Below are 21,899 nucleotides of genomic sequence, written 5' to 3'. Positions count from 1 at the left end.
CAGTACGCCGACGGAGCCGTGAACCGGGAGCGTAGCCATGTTGAAGCCCGAAACCATCGCGGGCGTAGCGTCGGCGGAGAATGGCGTGGTCACGCTCGATGGGCCCGACGGACTCGCCATCGCGATGACTCCGGAGGCCGCGGCGGAGACCGGTCGCAGACTGATCGTGGCCGCGGAGCGCGCGGCCATGCAGTCGACCGACGAACTGCCGCTGGAGTAGGCGGCGCGCCTGCTCGAAAGGAGCGGGCAGGGGCCAAATGACCCGCACGGGTTCCTCCGTCTGACTTTATCACTATGCTACCCGGGACATTGACCGGGAGATCCATGTGCAGTTTCTATACCTCGCCGCCAGCGCCGTTGCGTTAATGGCGTCTACGTCGATCGTCGCGCAGACTGGTGCGACGTCCACGACACCCGCCGCGAACCCGTTGCTGGCCGACTGGACCGGTCCGCTGGGCGGAGTGCCGCCGTGGGACAAGGTTCGCCCCGAGCTGTTCCCGCAGGCGTTCGAGACGACGCTGGCCGAGCGGACCGCGGAGTACCGCAGAATCGCCGACAATCCCGCCAAGCCGACCTTCGCCAACACGATCGTGCCGATGCAGTTGGCCGGCAAGCGCTACGGCCAGGTGATGACGCTGTTTGGCGTGATGACCGGCAACATGAACACGCCGGCCTATCAGAAGCTCGATCGCGAATGGTCGCCCAAATTCTCCGCGGCGTCGGATGCGATCACGTTCGACAAGCCGCTGTTCGCGCGGATCCAGGCGATCTACGCAGGCCGCAATTCGAGCGGGTTGAATGCGCAGCAGATCCGCCTCGTGACGCGGATCTACGATAGCTATGTACGCCAGGGCGCCAAGCTGACCGACGCGCAGAAGGCGCAGCTTTCGCAGTATAATCAGCAGCTTGCGACTGCGTTCTCGACCTTCGGCGAGAAGCTGCTCGCCGACGAGAGCAAGGCCATCTCGGTCACCGACGAGGCACAACTCGCCGGCTTGCCCGACAGCGTGAAGGCGGTGGCCAAGGCCGCTGCGACCGAGCGGAAGCTGCCGGGCTTCGCGATCGTCAATACGCGGTCCGCGGTCGATCCCGTGCTGACCTACGCGACCGACCGTGCACTCCGCGAGAAGGTGTGGCGCGCGTTCGTCAATCGCGGCGACAATGGCGATGCGAACGACACCAACGCGACGATCGCGCAGATCGTGAAGCTGCGTGCCGACCGCGCGCACCTGCTCGGGTTCAAGACGCATGCCGACTGGCGAATGCAGGACACGATGGCGAAGACGCCCGCCGCGGCGATGGACCTGATGATGCGGGTCTGGCCCGCCGCGAAGGCACGCGTAGCCGAGGAAGTCGCGGACATGCAGAAGGTCGCCGGCACCTCGCTGACGATCGAGCCATGGGATTACCGCTTCTACCAGGAGAAGGTGCGCAAAGCCCGGTACGACCTGGATCAGGCGCAGCTGAAGCCGTATTTCGAGCTCGGCAACATCATCCAGGGTTCGCTCTACGCCGCCAACCGGCTGTACGGGCTGGACTTCAAGGAGATCACCGGCACCGTTCCGGTGTTCGAGCCGAACATGCGCGTGTGGAGCGTCACCGACAAGAACGGCAAGGACGTCGGGCTGTTCTACCGCGACGATTTCGCGCGGACCGGCAAGCGATCGGGGGCTTGGGCGAACACGTATCGTGGGCAGCGGGGCCTAGCGCCGGCGCAGCTGGTGCTCTCGTCGAACAACAACAACTTCGCCAAGGGCGCGCCCGGCGAGCCGATCCTGATCAGCCTCGACGATGCGCAGACGCTGTTCCACGAGTTCGGCCACGCGATCCACGCGATGCTCCAGAACGTCTATTATCCGGGGCTCGCCGGCACGCCGCGCGACTTCGTCGAATATCCGAGCCAGGTGAACGAGCATTGGCTGCTGACCCGCGACGTGCTCGACAAATACGCGCGGCATTACCAGACCAAGGCGGCGATGCCGCAGGCGTTGCTCGACAAGATCGAGCAGTCGAGCAAGTTCAACGAAGGCTTCAAGACCGCGGAATACCTGTCGTCGGCGATCGTCGACATGAAGATCCATACCGTGCCCGACGGCGTCATCGACCCCGACAAGTTCGAGGCCGCGACGCTCGCCGAGATCGGCATGCCGAAGCAGCTGGTGATGCGTCACCGCGTGCCGCAGTTCCAGCACCTGTTCGCGTCGGACAGCTATTCGGCGGGCTATTACAGCTATCTCTGGTCGGAGACGATGGATGCCGACACCTTCGCGGCATTCGAAGAGGCGGGCAGCCCGTGGGACAAGCCGACGGCGGACAGGTTCGCCAAGATCCTGTTGTCGACCGGCAACGAGACCGACCGCGCCGAGGCGTATCGCGCGTTCCGGGGACGTGATCCGGACGTGAACGCGCTGCTCAAGAAGCGCGGCTTTCCGACACAAGCTCCGCAGGGGACGAAGTAATGGCACCCGATCAGAAAACGCGCCTCAAGGCGATCATCGGTGGATCGACCGGCAACCTGGTCGAATGGTTCGACTGGTACGTCTATTCCGCCTTCACATTGTATTTCGCGCCGCATTTCTTCCCGTCGACCGATCGCACCGCGCAGTTGCTCAGCACGGCGGCGGTCTTCGCGGTCGGCTTCCTGATGCGGCCGATCGGCGCGTGGATCATGGGCATCTACGCCGATCGGCACGGACGCAAGGCGGGGCTGACGGTGTCGGTCACGCTGATGTGTGCCGGCTCGCTGATTATCGCGTGTACGCCGGGCTATGAAACGATCGGCGTCTTCGCGCCGACGATGCTGGTGATCGCGCGGCTGATGCAGGGGCTGTCGGTCGGTGGCGAATACGGCGCGTCGGCGACGTATCTGACCGAGATGGCGGGCAAGAACCGCCGCGGGTTCTTCTCGTCGTTCCAGTACGTCACGCTGATCTCGGGCCAGCTGCTCGCGATCTGCGTGCTGCTGATCCTGCAGTCGACGATGAGCGAGGCGGCGCTCGATTCCTGGGGCTGGCGCATCCCGTTCGCGATCGGCGCGGTGCTCGCCGTGGTCGTGTTCTACATCCGTCGTGGCCTTGCCGAGACGCAGAGCTTCGAGAATGCCAAGGCCGATGCGGGCGACGGCAAGCCCAAGTCGGGCTTCATCCAGTTGATCACCAAGCATCCGCGCGAGACGATCACGGTGATGCTGCTGACCGCGGGCGGTACGCTCGCCTTCTACGCCTACTCGATCTACATGCAGAAGTTCCTGGTCAACACCAGCGGGTTCAGCCGCGAAGTGGCGAGCCAGATCAACGCCGCGACGCTGTTCGTGTTCATGCTGTTGCAGCCGATCGCGGGCGGGCTTTCGGACAAGATCGGGCGGAAACCGCTGATGGTCGGGTTCGGTATTGCCGGCGTGCTGTTCACCTATCCGATCTTCGCTGCGCTGGAGACCGCGACCAACCCGATCTATGCCGGGTTGCTGGTGATGGCGGCGCTGGTGATCGTGACGGGCTACACGTCGATCAACGCAGTCGTGAAGGCGGAGCTGTTCCCGGCGCATATCCGCGCACTGGGCGTCGCCTTGCCCTATGCGCTGGCGAATACGCTGTTCGGCGGGACCGCGGAATTCGTCGCGCTGAAATTTAAGGGCGCGGGATTCGAACGCGGCTTCTACTGGTATGTGACGGCGATGATCGCGGTGTCGCTGGTCGTGTATCTGCGGATGAAGGACACGCGGACGAACAGTCAGATCGTCGAGGATTAAACTTACTGCTCCCTCTCCCTTTCGGGGAGAGGGCTGGGGTGAGGGGCTGTTCCAAGCGAACCGCTGCTTGGCTGCCCCTCATCCCGACCCTCTCCCGGAGGGGAGAGGGGGGGCAGTTTAGCTAGCGCGGGAGTTCGATGATTGCGTCGAGCCCACCAGCTGCGCGATTGACCAGCCGGATCTCGCCACCAGCCTCCCGCACGATCGCGCGGGCCAGCGCCAAGCCCAACCCAATCCCCCCGGTTTCCCGGTTCCGCGAACTCTCCAACCGCGTAAACGCGTCGAACACGTCGCCCATCCGATCCTCCGGGATACCGGGGCCCTGGTCCGCTACGACGATCGCCACGGTCTTCGCCCCCGCCTCGACACGCACTTCCGCCGACACGCCGTATTTGATCGCATTCTCGATCAGATTGCGGACCGCGCGGCGGATCAGCGAGGGGCGCAGATGCATCCGCAACCGCTCCGTCTCGACGAAGCTGACATCGCTGCCGATATCGCGGAAATCCTCGACCACCGCATCGACCAGCGCCGCAAGGTCGACGTCGGTCAGCGGTTCGCTTGGCCGCCCGAGCCGTGCCAGCGACAGGATGTCGTCGAGCGTCCGGTTCATCTCCGCCACCGTATCGATCATCCGTGCTCGGTCGGTATCGTCCTCCACCGATTCGATGCGGACCCGCAAAGCCGCCAGCGGCGTGCGCAGATCATGGCCGATCGCGCCGAGCATCCGGTCCTTCTCGTCGAGCATCCCCGTCACGCGCAGCCGCAGTGCATTGAAGGCGGTGATCAGCGCGGCGACGTCGTCGGGGCCTTCGGCGGGCATCGGCGTGCCGGGCTCGCCGGGCCGGAAGCGTTCCGCCGCGAAGCGCAGGTTGCGCAAGGGGCGCGAGAGCCGCCGAACGATCCAGAGCACGGGGAGCAGCACGATGATGTAGAGGATCGCGGTCTGGGTCAGCAACGCGATCAGCAGGCGCGACCCCGGTTGCGGCCATGGCGCAGTGACCGTCAGCCAGCCGCGCCCCGGCTGTTCGACCGCGATCAACAGCGCGGTGCCATCGCGATCGCCCCGGCGGTTGCGTGCACCGTGACGGTCGTCGTCGTCATAGTCGCGGTCCGACGGCGGACGCAGGCCGGTGTCGATCCGGCCGACCCGCACGCCCTGCTCTGCAAGCTGGCGGCGCAGTTCGACCGCGACTTCGGGGTGACGTTCGTACGCGGCCTGCGGGATCGGATCCGCAGCGACGCGGCGCACTCTCCCGCGATCGGGAGTCAGCGGCCGTCCGGCATGCGCCTCCCGGTCGAGCGCATCGGCGATCCGCGTGGCCACCGGACGTGTCGCCTGCGCGAGACGAAACTCCATGCGATCGCGCAGGATCAGCCCGAAGTTGATGACCTGCGCGACGAACAGCGCGAGCGCGATTAGCAGCGCCATCTGGCCGGCGAGGCTGCGCGGCCAGGGTTTGAACCGCGTCATACGGACCGGATCACAGGCGGGTGACTTCGGCCGCCAGCGTATAGCCGCCGCCCCAGACCGTCTTGATCAGCTCGGGCGTCTTCGCATCCGCCTCGATCTTCCGGCGCAACCGGCTGATCTGGTTGTCGATCGCGCGGTCGAACGCCGCCGCCTCGCGCCCCTGCGTCAGGTCGAGCAACTGGTCGCGGGTCAGGACCTGGCGCGGGCGCGTGACGAGCGCGAGCAGCAGGTTGTACTCCCCGGTCGACAGCGGCACCGACACGCCCTCGCGGTCGATCAGCGCACGCTCGCCCGATTTCAGCACCCAGCCAGCGAACCCGTAGGAGCTGCTCTCCGGCGCATGCTGGCGCGATCCGCCCGCCGTCGCGCGGCGCAAGATCACCTTCACGCGCGTCGCGAGTTCGCGCGGCGAGAACGGCTTCACGACGTAATCGTCCGCGCCCATTTCGAGACCGACGATCCGGTCGGTCTCCTCCGCGCGCGCGGTCAGCAGGATCACCGGCACGTCGCTGGTCGCGGCGATGTGGCGGCACAGCGACAGCCCGTCCTCGCCCGGCATCATGATGTCGAGGATGACGAGATCGATCGCATACGCCGTCAGCCGCGTCCGCGCCGCCTCCGCGTCGCCTGCCTGCGTGACGCGAAACCCCTGCTTGGTGAGGTACACGGCCAGCGGCTCGCGGATCGAGCGCTCGTCGTCGACGAGCAGCAGGTGCGGCATATCTCCCATCGGGGCAGTGTCTAGCATGGCGGCTGTCCAGGGGAAGCATCGACGCCCGATGCTCCCCTCCTCCAAATTATTGAGCAGGCGCGGGCGGGGTCACGCCGTTGCGGCGTTCGCGCCGGTCGACGTGGCGCATCTCGGCGGCGTTGGCGCGCTCGGTCGCGTCCATCGTGCCGTCGTGATTGGCATCCATCCGGTCGAACCGCTTGAGCGCGCGCGCCTCGAACTCTTCGCGCGTCACGCTGCCGTCGCCGTTCGGATCCATCCGCCGACCCGTGCCGTCATGCTTGCGACCGCCCGGCGGCGGCACGGGGACGTCGCGACCGCTGGCCACCACCCGGTCGTGCAGCGCCTCGCGGTACGCGCGCATCTCGCCGGCGGTGATCCGGCCGTCATGGTCGGTATCCATCTGCGCGAAGCGGGCGTCGGCCTGCGCGATCGCTTCCGCGCGGGTGGCGACGCCGTCTTGGTTCGCATCCTGGCGCATCGGCGGTCGCGGAGTGGTAGGCGTTTGCGCGCTAGCGGCGGACGTGATCGCGCTGGCGGCGAGCATCAGGGTGAGTACGGTCTTGCGCATGTCGGTCTCCAGCGGAGTGGGACGAATTCCCATCGAATGACCGTCGTTCTAAACCCCGGTTGTCGCAGGGTTTTGCCGCCCGTCCACCAATGTGTCGCAAGATATGTCAGGGGCGTGCTAGTCGGACTAGGCGAAGATCGCGACGCTCTGCATCTGTTCGGCGACCGGTGTGCCGTCCGCGTTCCAGATCGCCATCTGCTGGCTCGAACTGCCCTCGCGTACGTAATCGGTGGTCGCGCGGAGCAGCCACCAGCCATCGCGCGTCACCGGCTGCGGACCGAGAATGTTGAGCAGCCACGTCATCGAACTGAGCGGGGCGGGGCCGCCGAGCAGTTTCAGCGCGGATGGCGGCAGGCAATCCGCGACCGCGACGAGCTCGACCATCGGATCGAGCCCGTCACGCTCGGCCAGCCGCACCCAGCGCAGCCATTCGGCCGGCCCGACACTCTCGTCGCGACGATCGAGCAGGTCGAAGTTCCGTGAGAACGCCACCGCGCTGGTCCCGCGAAACGTCCGCGTATCGGGCTCCGGCATCGGAAAGTCGGGCGCGCTGCCGGTCTGGTGATCCACGCGTGACGCGACCGCGCCCATGAACACGAACGTCGCGCGCAGCCCGAGCCCGGCCTCGCTCTCGACATCCGCCTGGACGAACGCGGCGTTGCGCCCGCGCCGCAACAGGGTGGCACGGATCACAATGTCGCCGGAGAGGGGCCCGATAAACGACACCTGCGCGGATCGGAGCGGCGGCAGATCGATGTCCGATTTCTGCGCGGCATGCAGCGCGAGTGCGGCGGAGAAGCCCCCATAAGCGGTGCGGCCCTGCAACCAGTTCTCGGGCACCGTCCCGCGCCAGCCGCCCTCGATCGGCTCGAGCGCGTCGATCGCCTGTTTCAGACTGGTCATGCGGCGGCCGCTCCCAGCCTGTCGCGAAGTTCGCGCTTGAGCACCTTGCCGATCGCGCTGCGGGGTAGCTCGTCGGCGACATGGAGCGCGGAGAGGCGTTGCGTCTTGCCGAGCTGGCCGTTCACCCAGGCGAGGATCACGGGGGCATCCTCGATTACGCCATCGCGTCGCACGTAGAAGCCTACCGGCGTCTCACCCCATGCCTCGGATGACACGCCGATCACCGCGCAATCCGCCACCGCCGGGTGCTGCGCCATTACCGCTTCCAGATCCGATGGATAGATGTTGAACCCGCCCGAGATGATCAGGTCCTTCTTCCGATCCATCAGCGTCAGGAAACCGTCCTCGTCGAACCGTCCGACGTCGCCGTGGCGGATGTAGCGGTTGCCGTCGGCGTCATGCCATTCGGCGTCGCGCGTCGCCGCCGATCGGCCGTGATAGCCGTTCATCATCGCCGGGCTGCGGCCGACGACCTCGCCCATCTCGCCGGGCGCGACCTCGACGCCGTCATCGTCGATCAGGCGAATTTCGTGCCCCGGCATCGGCTGGCCGACGGTGTGGAGCTTGGTCGGGCTCGCCGTCGCGTTCAGCGCACAACTCGCGCCGCCTTCGGTCATGCCGTAGAATTCGACGAGCACGCCCGGCCAGCGCGCGACGACGTCGGCCTTCAACGCCGCGGAGAACGGCGCGCTGGTGCTGGTCTTGAAGCGAAATGCCGACAGGTTGAAGCTGTCGAAGTCGGGCAGCGCCATGATCCGCTGATACTGCACCGGGACCAGCATCGTATGCGTCGCGCGGTATCGCTGCGCGAGTTCGAGATAGGCGCGCGCATCGAACTTGCCCATCAGCACGACGGTGCCGCCCCAGCCGAGCGTCGGCAGGAAGCTGACCAGCGTCGTGTTCGAATAGAGCGGCGTGGCGATCATCGTGACCGCGGTGTCGAACCCCGCCGCCGTGTTGCGGGAGACGTGCGCCCAGCGCATCGCGTGGCTCTGGACGATGCCCTTGGGGGTACCGGTCGTGCCGGACGAGTAGATGATGTTGAACGGGTCTTCGGGGCCGATTGGGACGGGGGTTGGCCTGGTCTCTGGAGGCGTGAGCCACGCCTCAAAAGATTGTTCTCCCGCGAAGGCGGGAGCGCAGCCTGGGCCCCCGCATTCGCGGGAGAACAACACTATGCGAGCCGTTAGGAGCTGCCCTTCCAACGCCCGCGCATTTTCCGCATCGAGGAACACCAACGGCGCGCCGCTATCCGCAATCATCGCCGCGATCGCCGCCGGCGTTGCGGACGGTGCGATCGGCGTCGCGACGCACCCCGCGCGTACCGTACCAAGGAATGCCGCCGCATAGTCGGTCGTCGGCGCCGCGACGATCGCCACCGCGCTCCCCGGCACAACCCCGTCGCGCTGCAATGCCGCCGCCACCCGGTCCATCATCGCGTCGAGCGTTCGATAGTCGATGCTGCCCTGCGCGTCGGCAACGGCTGTCCTATCGCCGCGTTCCAGCGCATGCGCACGGATCAAATCGGGGAGGGTGGCAAAGCCCGTGGCGAGCATGTCTGCAGCGGTCGTCATGCGACGCATCGCTAGGCGAACGCGTCCGGCAATGCCATACGGTATATTCGAAAACAGATGCCAAGGGGACGCTCTTGCTGTTCTACGATAGCGCATTGCCAGCGCCCAACCCGCGCCGCGTCCGCATCTTCCTGGCGGAAAAGCACATCCGCGTGCCGATGGCGCAGATCTCGATTCCAAAGGCGGAACACCGGTCGGACGCCTTCCTGTCGGTCAATTCGCTCGGCCAGACGCCGGCCCTGGCGTTCGACGATGGTCGCGTGCTGACCGAGAGCGTCGCGATCTGCCGGTATTTCGAAGTCCTCCATCCCGATCCCCCGCTGTTCGGCCACGGCGCGCACAATATCGCCGAGATCGACATGTGGACGCGGCGGATCGAACTGCGGTTGATGACGCCGTTGTCGATGGTGTGGCTGCACACGCATCCCTGGACCCCGCGGATCGTCCAGCCGCAATATACCGAGTTCGGCGGGAGCCAGCGTCAGCGCGTGCTGGCGGCGATGGCGGAGTTCGATCACGCGCTCGATGGCCGCGACTGGCTCGACGGCGAGCGCTACACGATGGCCGATATCGTCTTGCTGACCACGGTCGACTTCGCGCGGTTCGTCGGCGTGCACATGCCGGACGACCTCACGCACCTCAAGGCCTGGCATGCTCGCGCCTCCGCCCGTCCGAGTGCACAGGCATGAGCGCCAGCATCGAAGGCGCCGTCGCGATCGTCACCGGCGGTGGTACCGGGATCGGCGCGGCGGTCGTGCGGCGACTGGCGGCGCGCGGCGTTCGCTGCGTCATCAACTATGCGACCAGCCGCGACGACGCCGAGGCGCTCGCCGCGGAAGTGGGGCAGGGCGCGATCGCGGTGCAGGCCGACATCGTCGAGGACGCCGCCTGCCGCATGCTTGCCGGGGCAGCGACCGACGCGTTCGGGCGGATCGATTTCCTCGTCAACAACGCCGGCCGGACGAAGTTCGCGGCCCATGAGGATCTCGATGCGCTCGACGCGGAGGACTTCGTCGACATCTACCGGCTCAATACGGTCGCGCCGTTCCAGATGGTCCGCGCGTGCGTACCCGCGTTGCGCGCAAGTCCGTTCGGGGCGGTCGTCAACGTGGCCAGCGTCGCGGGCGTGTTCGGAATGGGCTCTTCGGTCGCCTACGCCGCTTCGAAAGGCGGGCTCGTGACGGTGACCAAAAGCCTCGCGCGTGTCCTGGCGCCCGAGATCCGCGTCAACGCGGTCGCGCCGGGCTATGTCGCGACCGGCTGGTACGAGAAGCGCCTCGGCGATGAAGGATTCGCCAAGCTCAACGCGAAGGTCGCGGCGTCGGTGCCGATGGGGTTCGCCACCGGGCCCGACGATGTCGCGGGGCCGATCGAGATGCTGCTCGACCCGATGAGCCGAGCGATGACGGGCGAGGTGCTGTTGCTGGATGGCGGCGGGCATCTGGATGTCGCGCTGTCGCGGAGACCGGGACGCGAGGAGTGAAGTAGCAGTGATGGAGCCAAGCCGCCATCGAGCAACATCGGATTGAACCCCGGCCTTCGCCGGGGCGGTGCTCGAGATGAGCAAGGAAGCATGCCTGGGCGGGATCAAGGGAGCGCGTAAACAGCGCTCCCCAAGCCATCCCGCCACGCCTCCTACCGCGTCGCCGCAGTCTGTCCGAACAGCATCTTCTTCGCCGCGTCGGTCATCGGCACGCTCGTATCGTGGATCGCCTTGCCCTTCTCATACGCGGAGATCGTCGCCGGCCGCGCCGCGATCGCCTCGAACCAGCGCTTCAAATTCGGGAAATCCTCGAGCCGCTGACCCTGCGCTTCATGCGGCACGATCCACGGATACGCCGCCATGTCCGCGATCGAATAGTCGCCTGCAATGAAGTCGCGCCCCTCAAGCCGGCGGTCGAGCACGCCGTACAGGCGGTTGGTTTCCTTCACGTACCGGTCGATCGCGTACGGAATCTTCTCGGGTGCATAGCGGTTGAAATGGTGGTTCTGCCCGAGCATCGGGCCAAGCCCGCCCATCTGCCACATCAGCCACTGCGTCACGTCGGTCCGGCCCCGCAAATCCCTGCCGCCGAACTTGCCCGTCTTTTCGGCCAGATACAGCAGGATCGCGCCCGATTCGAAGATCGCGATCGGCTCGCCGCCGTCGGTCGGCGCGTGATCGACGATCGCCGGCATCCGGTTGTTCGGCGCGATCTTGAGGAAGTCGGCGGCGAACTGCTCGCCGGTACCGATGTTAATCGGCTTGATCGTGTAGTCGAGCCCGGCTTCTTCAAGAAACAGCGTGATCTTGTGGCCGTTCGGCGTGGGCCAGTAAAACAGGTCGATCATCGGAATGCTCCAGCGATTGTGTCGCTCGGCAGATGGGGCAGGGGGGCGTCGTCGGCAAGCGAGCTGCGCGCCCGGGATTCGATCTCGGCGGATGCGGTAGGGAAAAGATGCTTTGCAACGCCGCGAATCTATGCGAGAGGGCCGCATACCCGGTATTCAGATTGCCCGGACGCTTACTCCACCGACGATGGGGAGACGAGCCCGGCCACGACGTTGGAGAGGGGATAAGGCGGAAGAGCGACCCGAACGAGGACGCATCTTCCGCCGTCCTTCTCACGAAACACCGGTCGTATCGCCAAAATCGCAAGCCTCTGCTTCTCGGGTGTATTTCCGCTTGTCACAGCTACGCATCGGGTCGCCGCAAGTCGGCACGAAATTCAGCTTTAGCTTGTCTGGTACGCCTGGTTTGCCCTAGCGTAAGGCCTGTTTCGACTTCGAGGTATTGCCGATGGCCGCAGCGTATCAGTCCCATCCCGAGATCGCCGACACGCTGGCGATGAAGCGACGGGGCCTGACGCTCGCGCTGCTCACCTTCACCTATTTCTTCAGCTACATGGACCGCCAAATCCTCGCGATCCTGCTCGAGCGGATCAAGGCGGACCTGCTGCTGACCGATACGCAGCTCGGTTTGCTCTCCGGATTGGTGTTCGCGATCTTCTACGCGACGCTCGGTATCCCGGTCGCGCGACTCGCGGATCGGACCAGTCGGCGCAACATCATCGCCGCCAGCCTGACGATCTGGAGCGCGATGACCGCGCTATGCGGGCTCGCACAGAACTTCACGCAGTTGATGCTGTTCCGGATCGGCGTCGGCATCGGCGAGGCGGGATCGAGCCCGCCCAGCCATTCGATCATCGCCGATCTCTACCCGCCCGAGAAACGCGCGAGTGCGATGGCGGTGTATTCGCTCGGCGTCGTGCTCGGCGCAGGCTTCGGCACGCTGATCGGCGGGGTCGTCGCGCACTCGTACGGCTGGCGGATCGCGATGATGACCGTCGGTCTGCCGGGGATCGCGCTGGCCATCCTGGTGCGCCTGTTCATGGTCGAGCCGCGCCGTGGGCTGTCCGACGCCGCCCGCTCGGTGGCGACGCCGATGCCGAGCGTCGCGCAAGGGTTCGCGTCGATGTGGGCGAGTGCCCCCGCGCGGCATCTGGTGGTCGGCGTCACGCTGACGTCGATGATCGGTTACGCGCTGACCGGCTGGGGGCCGAGCTACATCCAGCGTTCGCTTGGCATCTCGATGCTCGACATCTCGCGCTATATCGCGCTGCCGGGGGCGCTGTTCGGCGCGATCTCTGCGCTCGCAGGCGGCAAGATCGCGGACGTGCTCGCAAAACGTCACGGGCTGCACGTCCAGGCTTGGGTCGTCCTCGTGATGAAGGGCCTGTCGCTCCCGTTCGCGCTCGCCTTCTACCTGATCGATGCGCCGGCGATCGCGATCGGCAGCTATTTCGTCTCGCTGATCTTCGCCAATTCGTATCTGGGGCCGAGCTTCGCGCTGATTCAGCACCTCGCCCCGTTGCAGATCCGCGCGATGTGGGCGGCGATCACGCTGCTGGTGATCAACCTGGTCGGGCTAGGGCTCGGGCCGACGCTGGTCGGGTGGCTCAGCGATCTGCTCAAGCCCGGGTTCGGCGCGGATTCGCTGCGCTACGCGCTGATCATCATCGTGCTGATGACCCCCTGGGCGCTGTTCCACTATTGGCGCGCAGGCGTCCTGCTCAAGCGCGTGGAGGATGCGGCGGCATAGTGCCCCCTTTCGCCGTTATCCTGACTTTCGTCAGGCTGACGGAGGGGAGGTTGCATCCGGGTGGACCGGAGCCTCCGCCAGCATCCAGGCCAGTGCCGACTCGCGGTCATCGAACACCGCCATGTCGTCGCGCACCGACGCGATCCGCTTCACCTGCAATCGCGCCAGCTTGCCCTCGGTATACAGTGCCACCTTGCGCGACTTGAGCGGCATCGAAACCGCCACGCGTTGCAGCATCGCGATCACCTCTTGAGGCTGGATCGCGGATTTCGAGAAATTGCAGAGCAGTACGTGGCGCTTGCCCGTCGCCAGCACGGGCCGTCCCTCACGCTCCAGGTCGCGCAGGAAGTTCTCGACATGCTCGATCGTCCAGAAGCCCGACGCGTCGACCTCGATGATGCCCGTCTCAAGATCGGTCGTGATGGTGTGCATGCAGCCTCCGTGGAGGCTCCGGACTGGCGACCAGCCGTTAACGCGGCGTAACCAACTCGATCCGGCTTCGATCGCACGCCAGTCCGAGGCGATCGGTCAGCCCTGCGCCATCCGATCATCGAACAGCCCGAACATCAGCGTCGAGGCGTACATCGCGATCGCCCGCTCGCGCGGCATGGTTGAGGCCCATTTTCGCATGTCGAACGCGGCGTTCTGGAGTGCCATCAACGCCTGTGCGGCGATCAGCGCATCGACCGCGCGGATCGAGCCTTCGCCGATGCCGTCCATCATCATGCCCGCATAGCGTCGCGCGATGCCGTTCGAGCGATCGACCATCGCGTTGCGCACGCCGACCGGCAGGCCGCTCAGCGCGGTGGTGCGGAGCAACGGCCCGCGCTCGGCGAACTGCACGTCGAGCAGCGTAGCGACGGTGCTCGACAATTTGTGCCAGTAACTTCCGCCCTCGGCCTCGCCGCGGCTCTGCGCATCGGCGATCGTGTCGAAGCTGCGGCGGTAGCACGCGATGACGAGGTCGTCCTTCGCATCGAGATGGTGGTAGAAGCTGCCCTTGGTCACGTTCAGCTCGGACGCGATCTTCTGCACCGAGGCGCCGCGATAGCCGAGCTCGTTGATCAGGCGCGTCGCGGCGAGCAGGAACGCCTCGCGCCCCGGCTCCGCCTCGTCATGGCTGAGATCGAGCAGGGTAGGGGACCATTTGGCGTTCTTGCCGGCGATGCCGTGTGCGAACACGTCCATCAGCCGTTCCTCGACACGGCCATATTGATCGGGCTCGTACCGCGTCAGCCAGATCGGCAGCCAGAACGTATTCTCGAGCAGCACATGCGCGCGTGCGCCATTGAGATCGGTCTGCGCACGCGACGAAGTCGGCCCCCACAACAGCCGCGTGCGGCGGAACACCTCGCGCCAGCCCGCCATCAGGCGGCCGCGCATCGGCTCTTCGGTCGCGCGCAGATCGGAAAGGACGGCGAACGCCTTCTCCTCGCCGCGCTGGATCCGCCCGAGCCGGTCCATGTTGAGCGCGAGATAGCGCCGAACGCGTTCCTCCGGCGTTGCTTCTTCGGCCGCGACGTCGAGCATCGCGATCAGCGATTCGAGCGTGTTCTCGAACGCCGCCGCCGCGAGGTCTTCCTTGCGCTTGAAATAATAGGTAACGCTCGTCGTGTTGAGCCCGACGCGCCGAGCCACGTCCGCGAACGTCATGCCCTTGGCACTCTGTTCGTTGATCGCTTCTGCCGCCGCGGCGAGGATCGCGTCACGCTTCGCACGGAAGCGCTTGGTCCCCTGTTCGCTCTCGTCGCTGGCCTCTGCCGGAACCTTCATCGAAACACCCTAACAGCTTCGATTTGAAGATACAGTGCTTTTTAGGCGGTTTCAGGGCGGACTTGAAAACATGCTTTCCGTACTGCCGCGTACGCTTTACCGAATGTGCGGTATGGTCTAACTCGCCTCCAAAGCGACGACGAACGGAGAGCCCGCATGGATTTCACGCTGAGCGAACGAGAGACGTATTTCCGGGATCGGGTCCGGGATTTCATCAACCAGAATATCCGCCCGCGGCAGGCTGATTACGACACGCAAGCCCATGAAGGTGAGCGCTGGAAGGTCATTCCGGTGATCGAGGAGATGAAGGAGAAGGCCAAGGCGGCCGGGCTCTGGAATTTCTTCATGCCGCCGCATTCGGGCCAGACGCATGTAGACGATTCGTTCGCGTTCGAAGGCACGCAGCTGACCAATCTCGAATATGCGTTATGTGCGGAAGAGATGGGCAAGGTCGGCTGGGCGAGCGAGTGCTTCAACTGTTCAGCACCCGATACCGGCAACATGGAGGTGTTTCACCGCTATGGCACGCGCGACCAGAAGGAGACGTGGCTCGGGCCGTTGATGCGCGGCGAGATCCGCTCGGCGTTCCTGATGACCGAGCCCGCGGTGGCGTCGTCGGATGCGACCAATATCGAGACGTCGATGGTGCGCGATGGCGATCATTACGTCATCAACGGGACTAAGTGGTGGTCGTCGGGCGTCGGCGATCCGCGCTGCAAGATCGCGATCGTGATGGGCAAGACGTCGTTCGAGGGATCGCGGCACCAGCAGCAGAGCCAGATTCTCGTGCCGATGGATACGCCCGGCGTGACGATCAAGCGGATGCTGTCGGTGTATGGCTATGACCACGCGCCTCATGGGCATGGCGAAGTCGTACTGGAGAACGTCCGCGTGCCGGTGGAGAACGTGCTGCTCGGCGAAGGGCGCGGGTTCGAGATCGCGCAGGGGCGGCTTGGGCCGGGTCGTATCCATCACTGCATGCGCACCATCGGTGTTGCGGAAACTGCGATCGAGGCGATGGCGCGGCGACTGCTCGACCGGGTCGCGTTCGGCAAGCGGATCGCAGACTTCTCGGTCTGGGAGGAGCGCATCGCCACCGCGCGGATCGACATCGAGATGACTCGTTTGCTCTGCCTCAAGGCTGCCGACATGATGGACAAGGCGGGCAACAAGTCCGCGCAGATCGAGATCTCGATGATCAAGGTCGCTGCGCCGAACATGGCGTTGCGGATCCTCGACGATGCGATCCAGGCGCATGGCGGCGGCGGCGTGTCTGGCGATTTTCGGTTGGCGCACGACTGGGCGGCGATGCGGACGCTGCGGTTCGCGGACGGTCCGGACGAGGTCCACAACCGCTCGATCGCGCGGAACGAGTTCGGGAAATACGGCGACTTCCGCAAGGGTGGCGTGTCCAGCGGGGATGTCGGGGCGAGCCGGTAAGCCCATCCTTCCCGTTCGTCCTGAGCGAAGTCGAAGGACCGGCTCGCTTGGGGCAATGTCCTTCGACTGCGCTCAGGACGAACGGAATTTTTGATTGTCCGCCCGCCAATTTTCGGAGCCTGACTACCCATGAAAGCCGCAGTCCTTTTCGAAGCCAACACCCCGCTCAGCATCGAGGATGTCACCGTCTCGAAGCCGACCGCGCACGAGGTGCTGATCCGCACGGTCGCGGTCGGCGTGTGCCGGTCCGACCTGCATTTCGTAGATGGCGCCTATCCGCATGCTATGCCGACTATCCCGGGGCACGAGGCTTGCGGCGTGGTCGAGGCGGTCGGTGACGAAGTGCGCGGCGTGAAGGTCGGCGACCATGTCGTGACGTGCCTCTCGGCCTTCTGCGGTCAGTGCGAGTTCTGCGTCACCGGCCGGATGTCGCTGTGCATCGATGCCAGCGTGCGCCGTCCCAAGGGCGCCGCACCGCGGCTCATGCTCGGCGATCGGCCGATCGCGCAGATGCTGAACCTCAGCGCCTACGCGGAAATGATGCTGGTCCACGAACACGCGTGCGTGGCGATCGACCGGGACATGCCGATGGACCGCGCGGCATTGCTCGGCTGCGCGATTACCACCGGGGCAGGGGCGGTGTTCAACACTACGGATGTGACGCCGGGCGAGACGGTATGCGTGGTCGGCTGCGGCGGTATCGGGCTCGCGGCGGTCAACGCGGCCAAGATTGCAGGCGCTGGGAAGATCATCGCGCTCGATCCGGTCCCCGAGAAGCGCGCGATGGCGGAGAAGCTTGGCGCGACGCACAGTATCGATGCATTGTCCGAGACCGCAGCGGACGAGGTTGTCGCGATTACCAAGGGCGGCGTGCATCATGCGATCGAGGCGGTCGGGCGTGCGCAATCGGCGGCGACAGCGGTCAAGGTCCTGCGTCGCGGGGGCACCGCGACGATCCTCGGGATGATGCCGCTCGGCGAGAAGGTCGGGCTGTCGGCAATGGACCTGCTGTCGGGCAAGCGGTTGCAGGGCGGCTTCATGGGCTCGAACCGCTTCCCGGTCGACATCCCGCGGCTGGTCGATTTCTACATGCGCGGGTTGCTCGATCTCGACACGATCATCGCCGACCGGATGCCGCTGGAGCGGATCAACGACGCGTTCGACGAACTCCGCCGCGGCGACACGACCCGTAGCGTGATCACTTTCTCATGAGCGACGCATCGACCAGCATGGTCGGCACGATCGAAGTCGGGGAGCGTGACAAGCTCGACCTCGACAAGCTTGGCGCGTGGATGACCGCCAACGTGCCCGGCTATGCGGGGCCGCTGACCTACGCGAAGTTCGCCGGCGGCCAGTCGAACCCGACCTACCGCCTCGACACGCCGGAGCGCGCCTACGTGTTGCGCCGGAAACCGTTCGGCCCGATCCTGCCGAGCGCACACGCCGTCGACCGCGAATACCGCGTCATCGCGGGTCTCCATCCCAACGGCTTCCCGGTGCCTCGACCCTATGGTCTCTGCGAGGACGCGGCGGTCATCGGTTCGGCGTTCTACGTCATGGAGATGGTTGAAGGCCGGACGATCTGGGACGGCGCGATGCCGGGTGCGACTCCGCCTGAGCGCACCGCGCATTACGAGGCGATGGTCGACACGCTCGCCGCGCTCCACAACACCGATTACGCGGCGGCGGGGCTCGGCGAGTACGGCAAGCCCGGCAATTATTTCGAGCGCCAGGTCAGCCGCTGGACCAAACAATATCGCGCGGCCGAGACCGAGCATATGGAGTCGGTTGAGCGCCTGATAGAGTGGCTGCCTCGCACATTGCCCGAGCAGACCCGGACATCGATTGTCCACGGCGACTACCGCATCGACAACATGATCTTCGCGCCGTCCGAGCCCAAGGTCATCGCGGTGCTCGACTGGGAGTTGTCGACGCTGGGCGATCCGCTGGCGGACTTCTCGTATCTGCTGATGAGCTGGGTGACCGAACCCGAAGGGCGCTCGGGCGTGCTCGGAATGACTGGGCCGGAGACGGGCATCCCGACGATCGAGCAGGTGGTCGAACGCTATTGCGCCGCCACCGGCCGCAACGGCGTGCCTGATCTGAACTGGTATTTCGCATACAACCTCTTCCGCCTGACCGGCATCGTCCAGGGCATCAAGAAGCGCATCATCGACGGCACTGCGTCGAGTGCGCAGGCGGAGAAGACGGTCGCCAAGATCCACGGTCTGGCGGACGCTGCCTGGGGATTCGCGGTGAAGGCGGGGGCTTAGTTCATCCCCCTCCCGCATGCGGGAGGGGCTAGGGGTGGGTTCGCGCTCACCACATCGTACGCCGTTTGTGGAGGCCGGGCGCCCACCCCCGACCCCTCCCGCATGCGGGAGGGGAGCAGTAGAAGATGTCGCAATCTGACCTGACCGGCATGGTCGCCATTGTTACTGGATCGTCGCGGGGCATCGGCCTCGCCTCCGCACGCGAACTCGCCGAGCACGGCGCGAAGGTCGTCATCTCCAGTCGCAAGCAGGAAGCGTGCGACGCCATCGCTGCCGAACTTAACGCCAGACACGGCGACGGCACCGCGATCGCCATCGCCGCAAACATCTCCGACAAGCCTGGGCTTCAGCACCTCGTCGACCAGACCCGCGCTCAGTTCGGCCAGATCGACATCCTCGTCTGCAACGCCGCTTCGAACCCTTATTACGGGCCCCAAGCCGGCATCGCCGACGACCAGTTTCGCAAGATCCTCGACAACAATATCGTCTCCAACCACTGGCTGATCCAGATGGTCACGCCCGAGATGCTCGAGCGCCGCAGCGGCAGCATAATCATCATATCCTCGATCGGCGGCCTGCGCGGCTCGCCGGTGATCGGCGCCTATTGCATCAGCAAGGCCGCCGACATGCAACTCGCGCGCAACCTCGCGGTCGAGTTCGGCCCGTCCAACGTCCGCGTGAACTGCATCGCCCCCGGCCTGATCAAGACCGACTTCGCGCGCGCCTTGTGGGAAGACCCGCAGCGGATTGAGGCAGCGAACACCAGCGTGCCGCTCCGCCGGATCGGCGAGCCGGAAGAAATCGCGGGCGCGGTCGTTTTCCTGGCGTCCTCGGCAAGCAACTTCATGACGGGCCAGACGATGGTCATCGACGGCGGCGTCACGATCTAACCGAAGGACCATGCGATGCGCTTCACGGACAAATCCATCATCGTCACCGGCGCAGGCTCCGGCATAGGCCGTGCCGCCGCGCTCCTGTTTGCAGCGGAAGGGGGCAAGGTCATCGTCGCCGACAAGACCGAAGGTGCGGACGAGACCGCGCACCTGATCACGCAAGCCGGCGGCACGGCGAAGGCGATCCGCATCGACGCCGGGCTCGAAGAGGACGTGATCCGTACCATTGCGCTCGCCTGCGACAGCTTCGGCGGACTCGACGTGATGTTCGCCAACGCGGGGATCTCGGGCGGCATGGCCAACCTGTTCGACACCGACGTCGCACTGATCACCGAGGTATTGCGCGTCAACCTGATCGGCCCATTCCTCGCGATCAAGCATGCCGCCCCGCGGATCGCCGAGCGAGGGAAGGGAGCGATCGTCCTCACTGCCAGCGTCGCGGGCATCCGCTCGGGCGCCGGCTCGCCCGCCTATTCTGCCTCGAAGGCCGGCGTCATCAACCTCGCTGCCGTCTCGGCGCAACAACTCACCGGCTCGAACGTCCGCGTCAATGCGATCTGTCCCGGCCTGACCGAGACCGGGATGACCAAGCCCGTCTTCGACTACGCACGCGAGGCGAATAAGATGGACCGCGTCGGCCGCCTCAACCCTCTCCACCGCGGCGCGCAGCCCGAGGAGCTCGCCAAGGTCGCGCTGTTTCTCGCGTCCGACGACGCCAGCTACGTCAACGGCCAGGCGATCGCTGTCGACGGCGGCCTCTCGTCCAGCCATCCCGTGACACGGCAGGAATACGGCAAGACCGCCGCCTGATCCCGCTCGCGAAGACGCGGGGTACGCTTGCGTAACGACTTCGTGGGGAGCATTTGGAGCCTGCGGGCGTTGAGCGTCCAACCCCATAAAGGAGAACCCCCATGGCTTTCGAACTCCCACCGCTGCCCTACGCTTACGATGCGCTCGAGCCGGTGATCGACCAGGAAACGATGAAGTTTCATCACGACAAGCATCATGCGGCGTACACTGCGAAGCTGAACGAAGGCGTCGAGAAGGACTCCGCGCTGGCCGGCAAGTCGATCGAGGACATCCTCGGCATGATCTCGTCGCAGCCGCCGCTGGTCCGCAACAATGGCGGCGGTTTCTGGAACCACGACTTCTTCTGGAAGACGATGGCGGCCAAGACCGGCCAGGCACCGTCGGGTAAGCTCGCCGAGGCGATCGATCGCGACTTCGGCAGCCTCGACAAGCTCAAGGAAGAGTTCAACACCAAGGGTGCGGGGCAGTTCGGCTCGGGCTGGGCGTGGCTGATCGCGGATGCGAGCGGCAAGCTGAAGGTCACGAGCACGCCGAACCAGGACAACCCGCTGATGGACGACGCGAAGGAGCCGGGTACGCCACTGCTCGGTAACGACGTGTGGGAGCACGCGTATTACCTGACGTACAAGAACGATCGTCCGGGCTATCTGAAGGCCTGGTGGGACATCGTGAACTGGGACGTCGTCGGCGAGCGCTACGCTAAGGTCGCTGGCTAACCTGAATTCCCCTCCCGCTTGCGGGAGGGGCTAGGGGAGGGTGCAACGTACGTATCGGCGTCCAGTCAGTGAGGCGCGCCCCTCCCCCGACCCCTCCCGTGAACGGGAGGGGAGTAGCAGATTACCCTTCGGGCGGCAGGTCGGTGACGGCTTTGTCGCCCGTTTGCAATCCGTGCTTGAGCAGCATCGGGATGTTCGCGAACGCGAAGAGCAGCGTCAGCGGGATCGCACCCCAGAGCTTGAAGCCGACCCAGAAATCCCAGGTCGTGTTGCGCCATACCGCCTCGTTCAGCACCGCCATGAAGACGAAGAACATGGCCCAGTTGCGCGTCAGCTTGCGCCAGCCATCGGCGGACAGACCGGGGTAAGCGGTGGCGAGCAGCGACTGGAGCAGCGGGCGCCCGGTGACGAGCCCGAACGTCAGGATCGCCGCGAACATCGCGTAGATGATCGTCGGCTTCATTTGAATGAAGCGCTGATCGTGGAAATAGATCGTCAGCCCGCCGAACACGACGATCAGCGCGCCCGACAGCCACAGCATCGGCGAGATGTGGCCGGTCTTAACCTTCGACACGATCATCGCGGCGATCGTCGCGATGATGAACGCGGTGGTCGCGGCGACGACGCGGACGATCGGCAGGCCGGGTGTCAGGAAGTTCACCGCGAAGAAGATCGCGAGCGGGCCGTAGTCGACTGCCATGCGAAGGCCGGGGGATAGGGGGGGCTTGGTTGGGGTCACTGGGTTTTCGCTTCCTGGGGGCGGGTGCGTGCGGGCATGTACCTCGATACAGGCTCTCGACAAGCTCGATCCTTACTCGGCACGAACGGGGTGGTTCGGCAGGGCGCTTATCAGCCCATGCCGTTCGTCCCGAGTAGCCGTCGAGCTTGTCGAGACGGCGTATCGAAGGACAGT

The 21,899-nt window shown here is 65.6% G+C and carries 21 protein-coding genes; 12 read left to right on the top strand and 9 right to left on the bottom strand.

The window, feature by feature from the left end; translation table 11 throughout:
* Positions 1-37: 37 nt before the first annotated feature.
* The 3 genes from IFT67_RS04265 (at position 38) to IFT67_RS04255 (ending at position 3,748) form a co-directional block, all read left to right on the top strand.
* The gene (locus IFT67_RS04265; protein ID WP_192145151.1) at positions 38-220 is read left to right on the top strand and encodes a hypothetical protein; all 183 of its coding nucleotides are present in this window, start codon (positions 38-40) and stop codon (positions 218-220) included.
* Between the two features lie 106 nt (positions 221-326).
* Positions 327-2,459 (top strand): M3 family metallopeptidase, encoded by a 2,133-nt coding sequence (locus IFT67_RS04260; RefSeq protein ID WP_342450553.1) that lies wholly within the window; start codon positions 327-329, stop codon positions 2,457-2,459.
* A complete protein-coding gene (locus tag IFT67_RS04255) occupies positions 2,459-3,748 on the top strand; it encodes an MFS transporter (protein ID WP_107952251.1) in 1,290 nt (429 codons plus the stop codon). The genes IFT67_RS04260 and IFT67_RS04255 overlap by 1 nt, the downstream gene beginning before the upstream one ends.
* Before the next feature lie 121 nt (positions 3,749-3,869).
* On the opposite strand, the gene IFT67_RS04250 is transcribed toward IFT67_RS04255, so the two are convergent.
* The 5 genes from IFT67_RS04250 to IFT67_RS04230 all read right to left on the bottom strand — a co-directional run bounded on the left by IFT67_RS04250 (position 3,870) and on the right by IFT67_RS04230 (position 9,000).
* A complete protein-coding gene (locus tag IFT67_RS04250) occupies positions 3,870-5,222 on the bottom strand; it encodes a sensor histidine kinase (RefSeq protein WP_244647156.1) in 1,353 nt (450 codons plus the stop codon).
* A gap of 10 nt (positions 5,223-5,232) precedes the next feature.
* The gene (locus IFT67_RS04245) at positions 5,233-5,952 is read right to left on the bottom strand and encodes a response regulator (protein ID WP_107952252.1); all 720 of its coding nucleotides are present in this window, start codon (positions 5,950-5,952) and stop codon (positions 5,233-5,235) included.
* A 67-nt stretch (positions 5,953-6,019) separates the two neighbouring features.
* The gene (locus IFT67_RS04240; RefSeq protein ID WP_192145150.1) at positions 6,020-6,523 is read right to left on the bottom strand and encodes an EF-hand domain-containing protein; all 504 of its coding nucleotides are present in this window, start codon (positions 6,521-6,523) and stop codon (positions 6,020-6,022) included.
* Positions 6,524-6,649: 126 nt separating this feature from the next.
* Positions 6,650-7,426, bottom strand: coding sequence for a thioesterase family protein (locus IFT67_RS04235; RefSeq protein WP_192145149.1), 777 nt, complete (start codon positions 7,424-7,426; stop codon positions 6,650-6,652).
* Positions 7,423-9,000 carry a class I adenylate-forming enzyme family protein gene (locus IFT67_RS04230; RefSeq protein WP_192145148.1) on the bottom strand — a complete coding sequence of 526 codons (1,578 nt, stop codon included), beginning with the start codon at positions 8,998-9,000 and terminating at the stop codon, positions 7,423-7,425. Before IFT67_RS04230 ends, IFT67_RS04235 begins: the two co-directional genes overlap by 4 nt.
* A 74-nt stretch (positions 9,001-9,074) precedes the next feature.
* Here IFT67_RS04230 and IFT67_RS04225 point away from each other — a divergent pair, with 74 nt between their 5' ends.
* Positions 9,075-9,689, top strand: a complete 615-nt coding sequence (locus IFT67_RS04225) for a glutathione S-transferase family protein (protein WP_192145147.1) — start codon at positions 9,075-9,077, stop codon at positions 9,687-9,689.
* Complete coding sequence (locus IFT67_RS04220) at positions 9,686-10,483, top strand: SDR family NAD(P)-dependent oxidoreductase (RefSeq protein ID WP_192145146.1); 798 nt, start codon at positions 9,686-9,688, stop codon at positions 10,481-10,483. The genes IFT67_RS04225 and IFT67_RS04220 overlap by 4 nt, the downstream gene beginning before the upstream one ends.
* A 152-nt stretch (positions 10,484-10,635) precedes the next feature.
* Here IFT67_RS04220 and IFT67_RS04215 read toward each other — a convergent pair whose 3' ends face one another.
* Positions 10,636-11,331 (bottom strand): glutathione binding-like protein, encoded by a 696-nt coding sequence (locus IFT67_RS04215; protein ID WP_192145145.1) that lies wholly within the window; start codon positions 11,329-11,331, stop codon positions 10,636-10,638.
* A gap of 448 nt (positions 11,332-11,779) precedes the next feature.
* Between IFT67_RS04215 and IFT67_RS04210 the strand changes: the two genes are divergently transcribed.
* Positions 11,780-13,081: a spinster family MFS transporter gene (locus IFT67_RS04210; RefSeq protein ID WP_192145144.1), complete on the top strand. Its 1,302-nt coding sequence runs from the start codon at positions 11,780-11,782 to the stop codon at positions 13,079-13,081.
* 30 nt (positions 13,082-13,111) lie between these two features.
* Here the strand turns inward: IFT67_RS04210 and IFT67_RS04205 are convergent, their stop codons facing one another.
* Positions 13,112-13,513: a hypothetical protein gene (locus IFT67_RS04205; RefSeq protein ID WP_192145143.1), complete on the bottom strand. Its 402-nt coding sequence runs from the start codon at positions 13,511-13,513 to the stop codon at positions 13,112-13,114.
* A 96-nt stretch (positions 13,514-13,609) separates the two neighbouring features.
* A complete protein-coding gene (locus IFT67_RS04200) occupies positions 13,610-14,854 on the bottom strand; it encodes a TetR/AcrR family transcriptional regulator (protein WP_192145142.1) in 1,245 nt (414 codons plus the stop codon).
* A gap of 156 nt (positions 14,855-15,010) precedes the next feature.
* Here IFT67_RS04200 and IFT67_RS04195 point away from each other — a divergent pair, with 156 nt between their 5' ends.
* From IFT67_RS04195 to IFT67_RS04170, 6 genes are all read left to right on the top strand, one after another.
* Positions 15,011-16,294, top strand: coding sequence for an acyl-CoA dehydrogenase family protein (locus IFT67_RS04195; RefSeq protein ID WP_192145141.1), 1,284 nt, complete (start codon positions 15,011-15,013; stop codon positions 16,292-16,294).
* A 129-nt stretch (positions 16,295-16,423) separates the two neighbouring features.
* Positions 16,424-17,506 carry a Zn-dependent alcohol dehydrogenase gene (locus IFT67_RS04190; RefSeq protein ID WP_192145140.1) on the top strand — a complete coding sequence of 361 codons (1,083 nt, stop codon included), beginning with the start codon at positions 16,424-16,426 and terminating at the stop codon, positions 17,504-17,506.
* Positions 17,503-18,567, top strand: coding sequence for a phosphotransferase family protein (locus tag IFT67_RS04185; protein ID WP_192145139.1), 1,065 nt, complete (start codon positions 17,503-17,505; stop codon positions 18,565-18,567). Before IFT67_RS04190 ends, IFT67_RS04185 begins: the two co-directional genes overlap by 4 nt.
* A gap of 125 nt (positions 18,568-18,692) precedes the next feature.
* The gene (locus IFT67_RS04180; protein WP_192145138.1) at positions 18,693-19,457 is read left to right on the top strand and encodes an SDR family oxidoreductase; all 765 of its coding nucleotides are present in this window, start codon (positions 18,693-18,695) and stop codon (positions 19,455-19,457) included.
* Positions 19,458-19,472: 15 nt separating this feature from the next.
* Complete coding sequence (locus IFT67_RS04175; protein ID WP_192145137.1) at positions 19,473-20,270, top strand: SDR family NAD(P)-dependent oxidoreductase; 798 nt, start codon at positions 19,473-19,475, stop codon at positions 20,268-20,270.
* 101 nt (positions 20,271-20,371) lie between these two features.
* Positions 20,372-20,986 (top strand): superoxide dismutase, encoded by a 615-nt coding sequence (locus tag IFT67_RS04170; protein WP_192145136.1) that lies wholly within the window; start codon positions 20,372-20,374, stop codon positions 20,984-20,986.
* 121 nt (positions 20,987-21,107) lie between these two features.
* On the opposite strand, the gene IFT67_RS04165 is transcribed toward IFT67_RS04170, so the two are convergent.
* On the bottom strand, positions 21,108-21,725 hold the full coding sequence (locus IFT67_RS04165) for a septation protein A (RefSeq protein ID WP_342450552.1): 618 nt from the start codon (positions 21,723-21,725) through the stop codon (positions 21,108-21,110).
* Positions 21,726-21,899 lie beyond the last annotated feature (174 nt).

This window comes from Sphingomonas sp. CFBP 13728, assembly GCF_014841895.1.
Taxonomy (GTDB): Bacteria; Pseudomonadota; Alphaproteobacteria; order Sphingomonadales; family Sphingomonadaceae; genus Sphingomonas.
Note: the sequence above shows the minus strand (reverse complement) of the source record. Positions and strands in the feature narration are given on the sequence as shown.

What these genes read in the sequence shown, in the direction of transcription:
- IFT67_RS04190 (WP_192145140.1), top strand. Translation starts at nt 16,424, where the DNA reads ATGAAAGCCGCAGTCCTTTTCGAAGCCAACACCCCGCTCAGCATCGAG.
- IFT67_RS04220 (WP_192145146.1), top strand. Translation starts at nt 9,686, where the DNA reads ATGAGCGCCAGCATCGAAGGCGCCGTCGCGATCGTCACCGGCGGTGGT.
- IFT67_RS04170 (WP_192145136.1), top strand. Translation starts at nt 20,372, where the DNA reads ATGGCTTTCGAACTCCCACCGCTGCCCTACGCTTACGATGCGCTCGAG.
- IFT67_RS04210 (WP_192145144.1), top strand. Translation starts at nt 11,780, where the DNA reads ATGGCCGCAGCGTATCAGTCCCATCCCGAGATCGCCGACACGCTGGCG.
- IFT67_RS04200 (WP_192145142.1), bottom strand. Translation starts at nt 14,854, where the DNA reads ATGAAGGTTCCGGCAGAGGCCAGCGACGAGAGCGAACAGGGGACCAAG.
- IFT67_RS04250 (WP_244647156.1), bottom strand. Translation starts at nt 5,222, where the DNA reads ATGACGCGGTTCAAACCCTGGCCGCGCAGCCTCGCCGGCCAGATGGCG.
- IFT67_RS04180 (WP_192145138.1), top strand. Translation starts at nt 18,693, where the DNA reads ATGTCGCAATCTGACCTGACCGGCATGGTCGCCATTGTTACTGGATCG.
- IFT67_RS04205 (WP_192145143.1), bottom strand. Translation starts at nt 13,513, where the DNA reads ATGCACACCATCACGACCGATCTTGAGACGGGCATCATCGAGGTCGAC.
- IFT67_RS04175 (WP_192145137.1), top strand. Translation starts at nt 19,473, where the DNA reads ATGCGCTTCACGGACAAATCCATCATCGTCACCGGCGCAGGCTCCGGC.
- IFT67_RS04230 (WP_192145148.1), bottom strand. Translation starts at nt 9,000, where the DNA reads ATGACGACCGCTGCAGACATGCTCGCCACGGGCTTTGCCACCCTCCCC.
- IFT67_RS04265 (WP_192145151.1), top strand. Translation starts at nt 38, where the DNA reads ATGTTGAAGCCCGAAACCATCGCGGGCGTAGCGTCGGCGGAGAATGGC.
- IFT67_RS04245 (WP_107952252.1), bottom strand. Translation starts at nt 5,952, where the DNA reads ATGGGAGATATGCCGCACCTGCTGCTCGTCGACGACGAGCGCTCGATC.
- IFT67_RS04185 (WP_192145139.1), top strand. Translation starts at nt 17,503, where the DNA reads ATGAGCGACGCATCGACCAGCATGGTCGGCACGATCGAAGTCGGGGAG.
- IFT67_RS04215 (WP_192145145.1), bottom strand. Translation starts at nt 11,331, where the DNA reads ATGATCGACCTGTTTTACTGGCCCACGCCGAACGGCCACAAGATCACG.
- IFT67_RS04195 (WP_192145141.1), top strand. Translation starts at nt 15,011, where the DNA reads ATGGATTTCACGCTGAGCGAACGAGAGACGTATTTCCGGGATCGGGTC.
- IFT67_RS04240 (WP_192145150.1), bottom strand. Translation starts at nt 6,523, where the DNA reads ATGCGCAAGACCGTACTCACCCTGATGCTCGCCGCCAGCGCGATCACG.
- IFT67_RS04255 (WP_107952251.1), top strand. Translation starts at nt 2,459, where the DNA reads ATGGCACCCGATCAGAAAACGCGCCTCAAGGCGATCATCGGTGGATCG.
- IFT67_RS04235 (WP_192145149.1), bottom strand. Translation starts at nt 7,426, where the DNA reads ATGACCAGTCTGAAACAGGCGATCGACGCGCTCGAGCCGATCGAGGGC.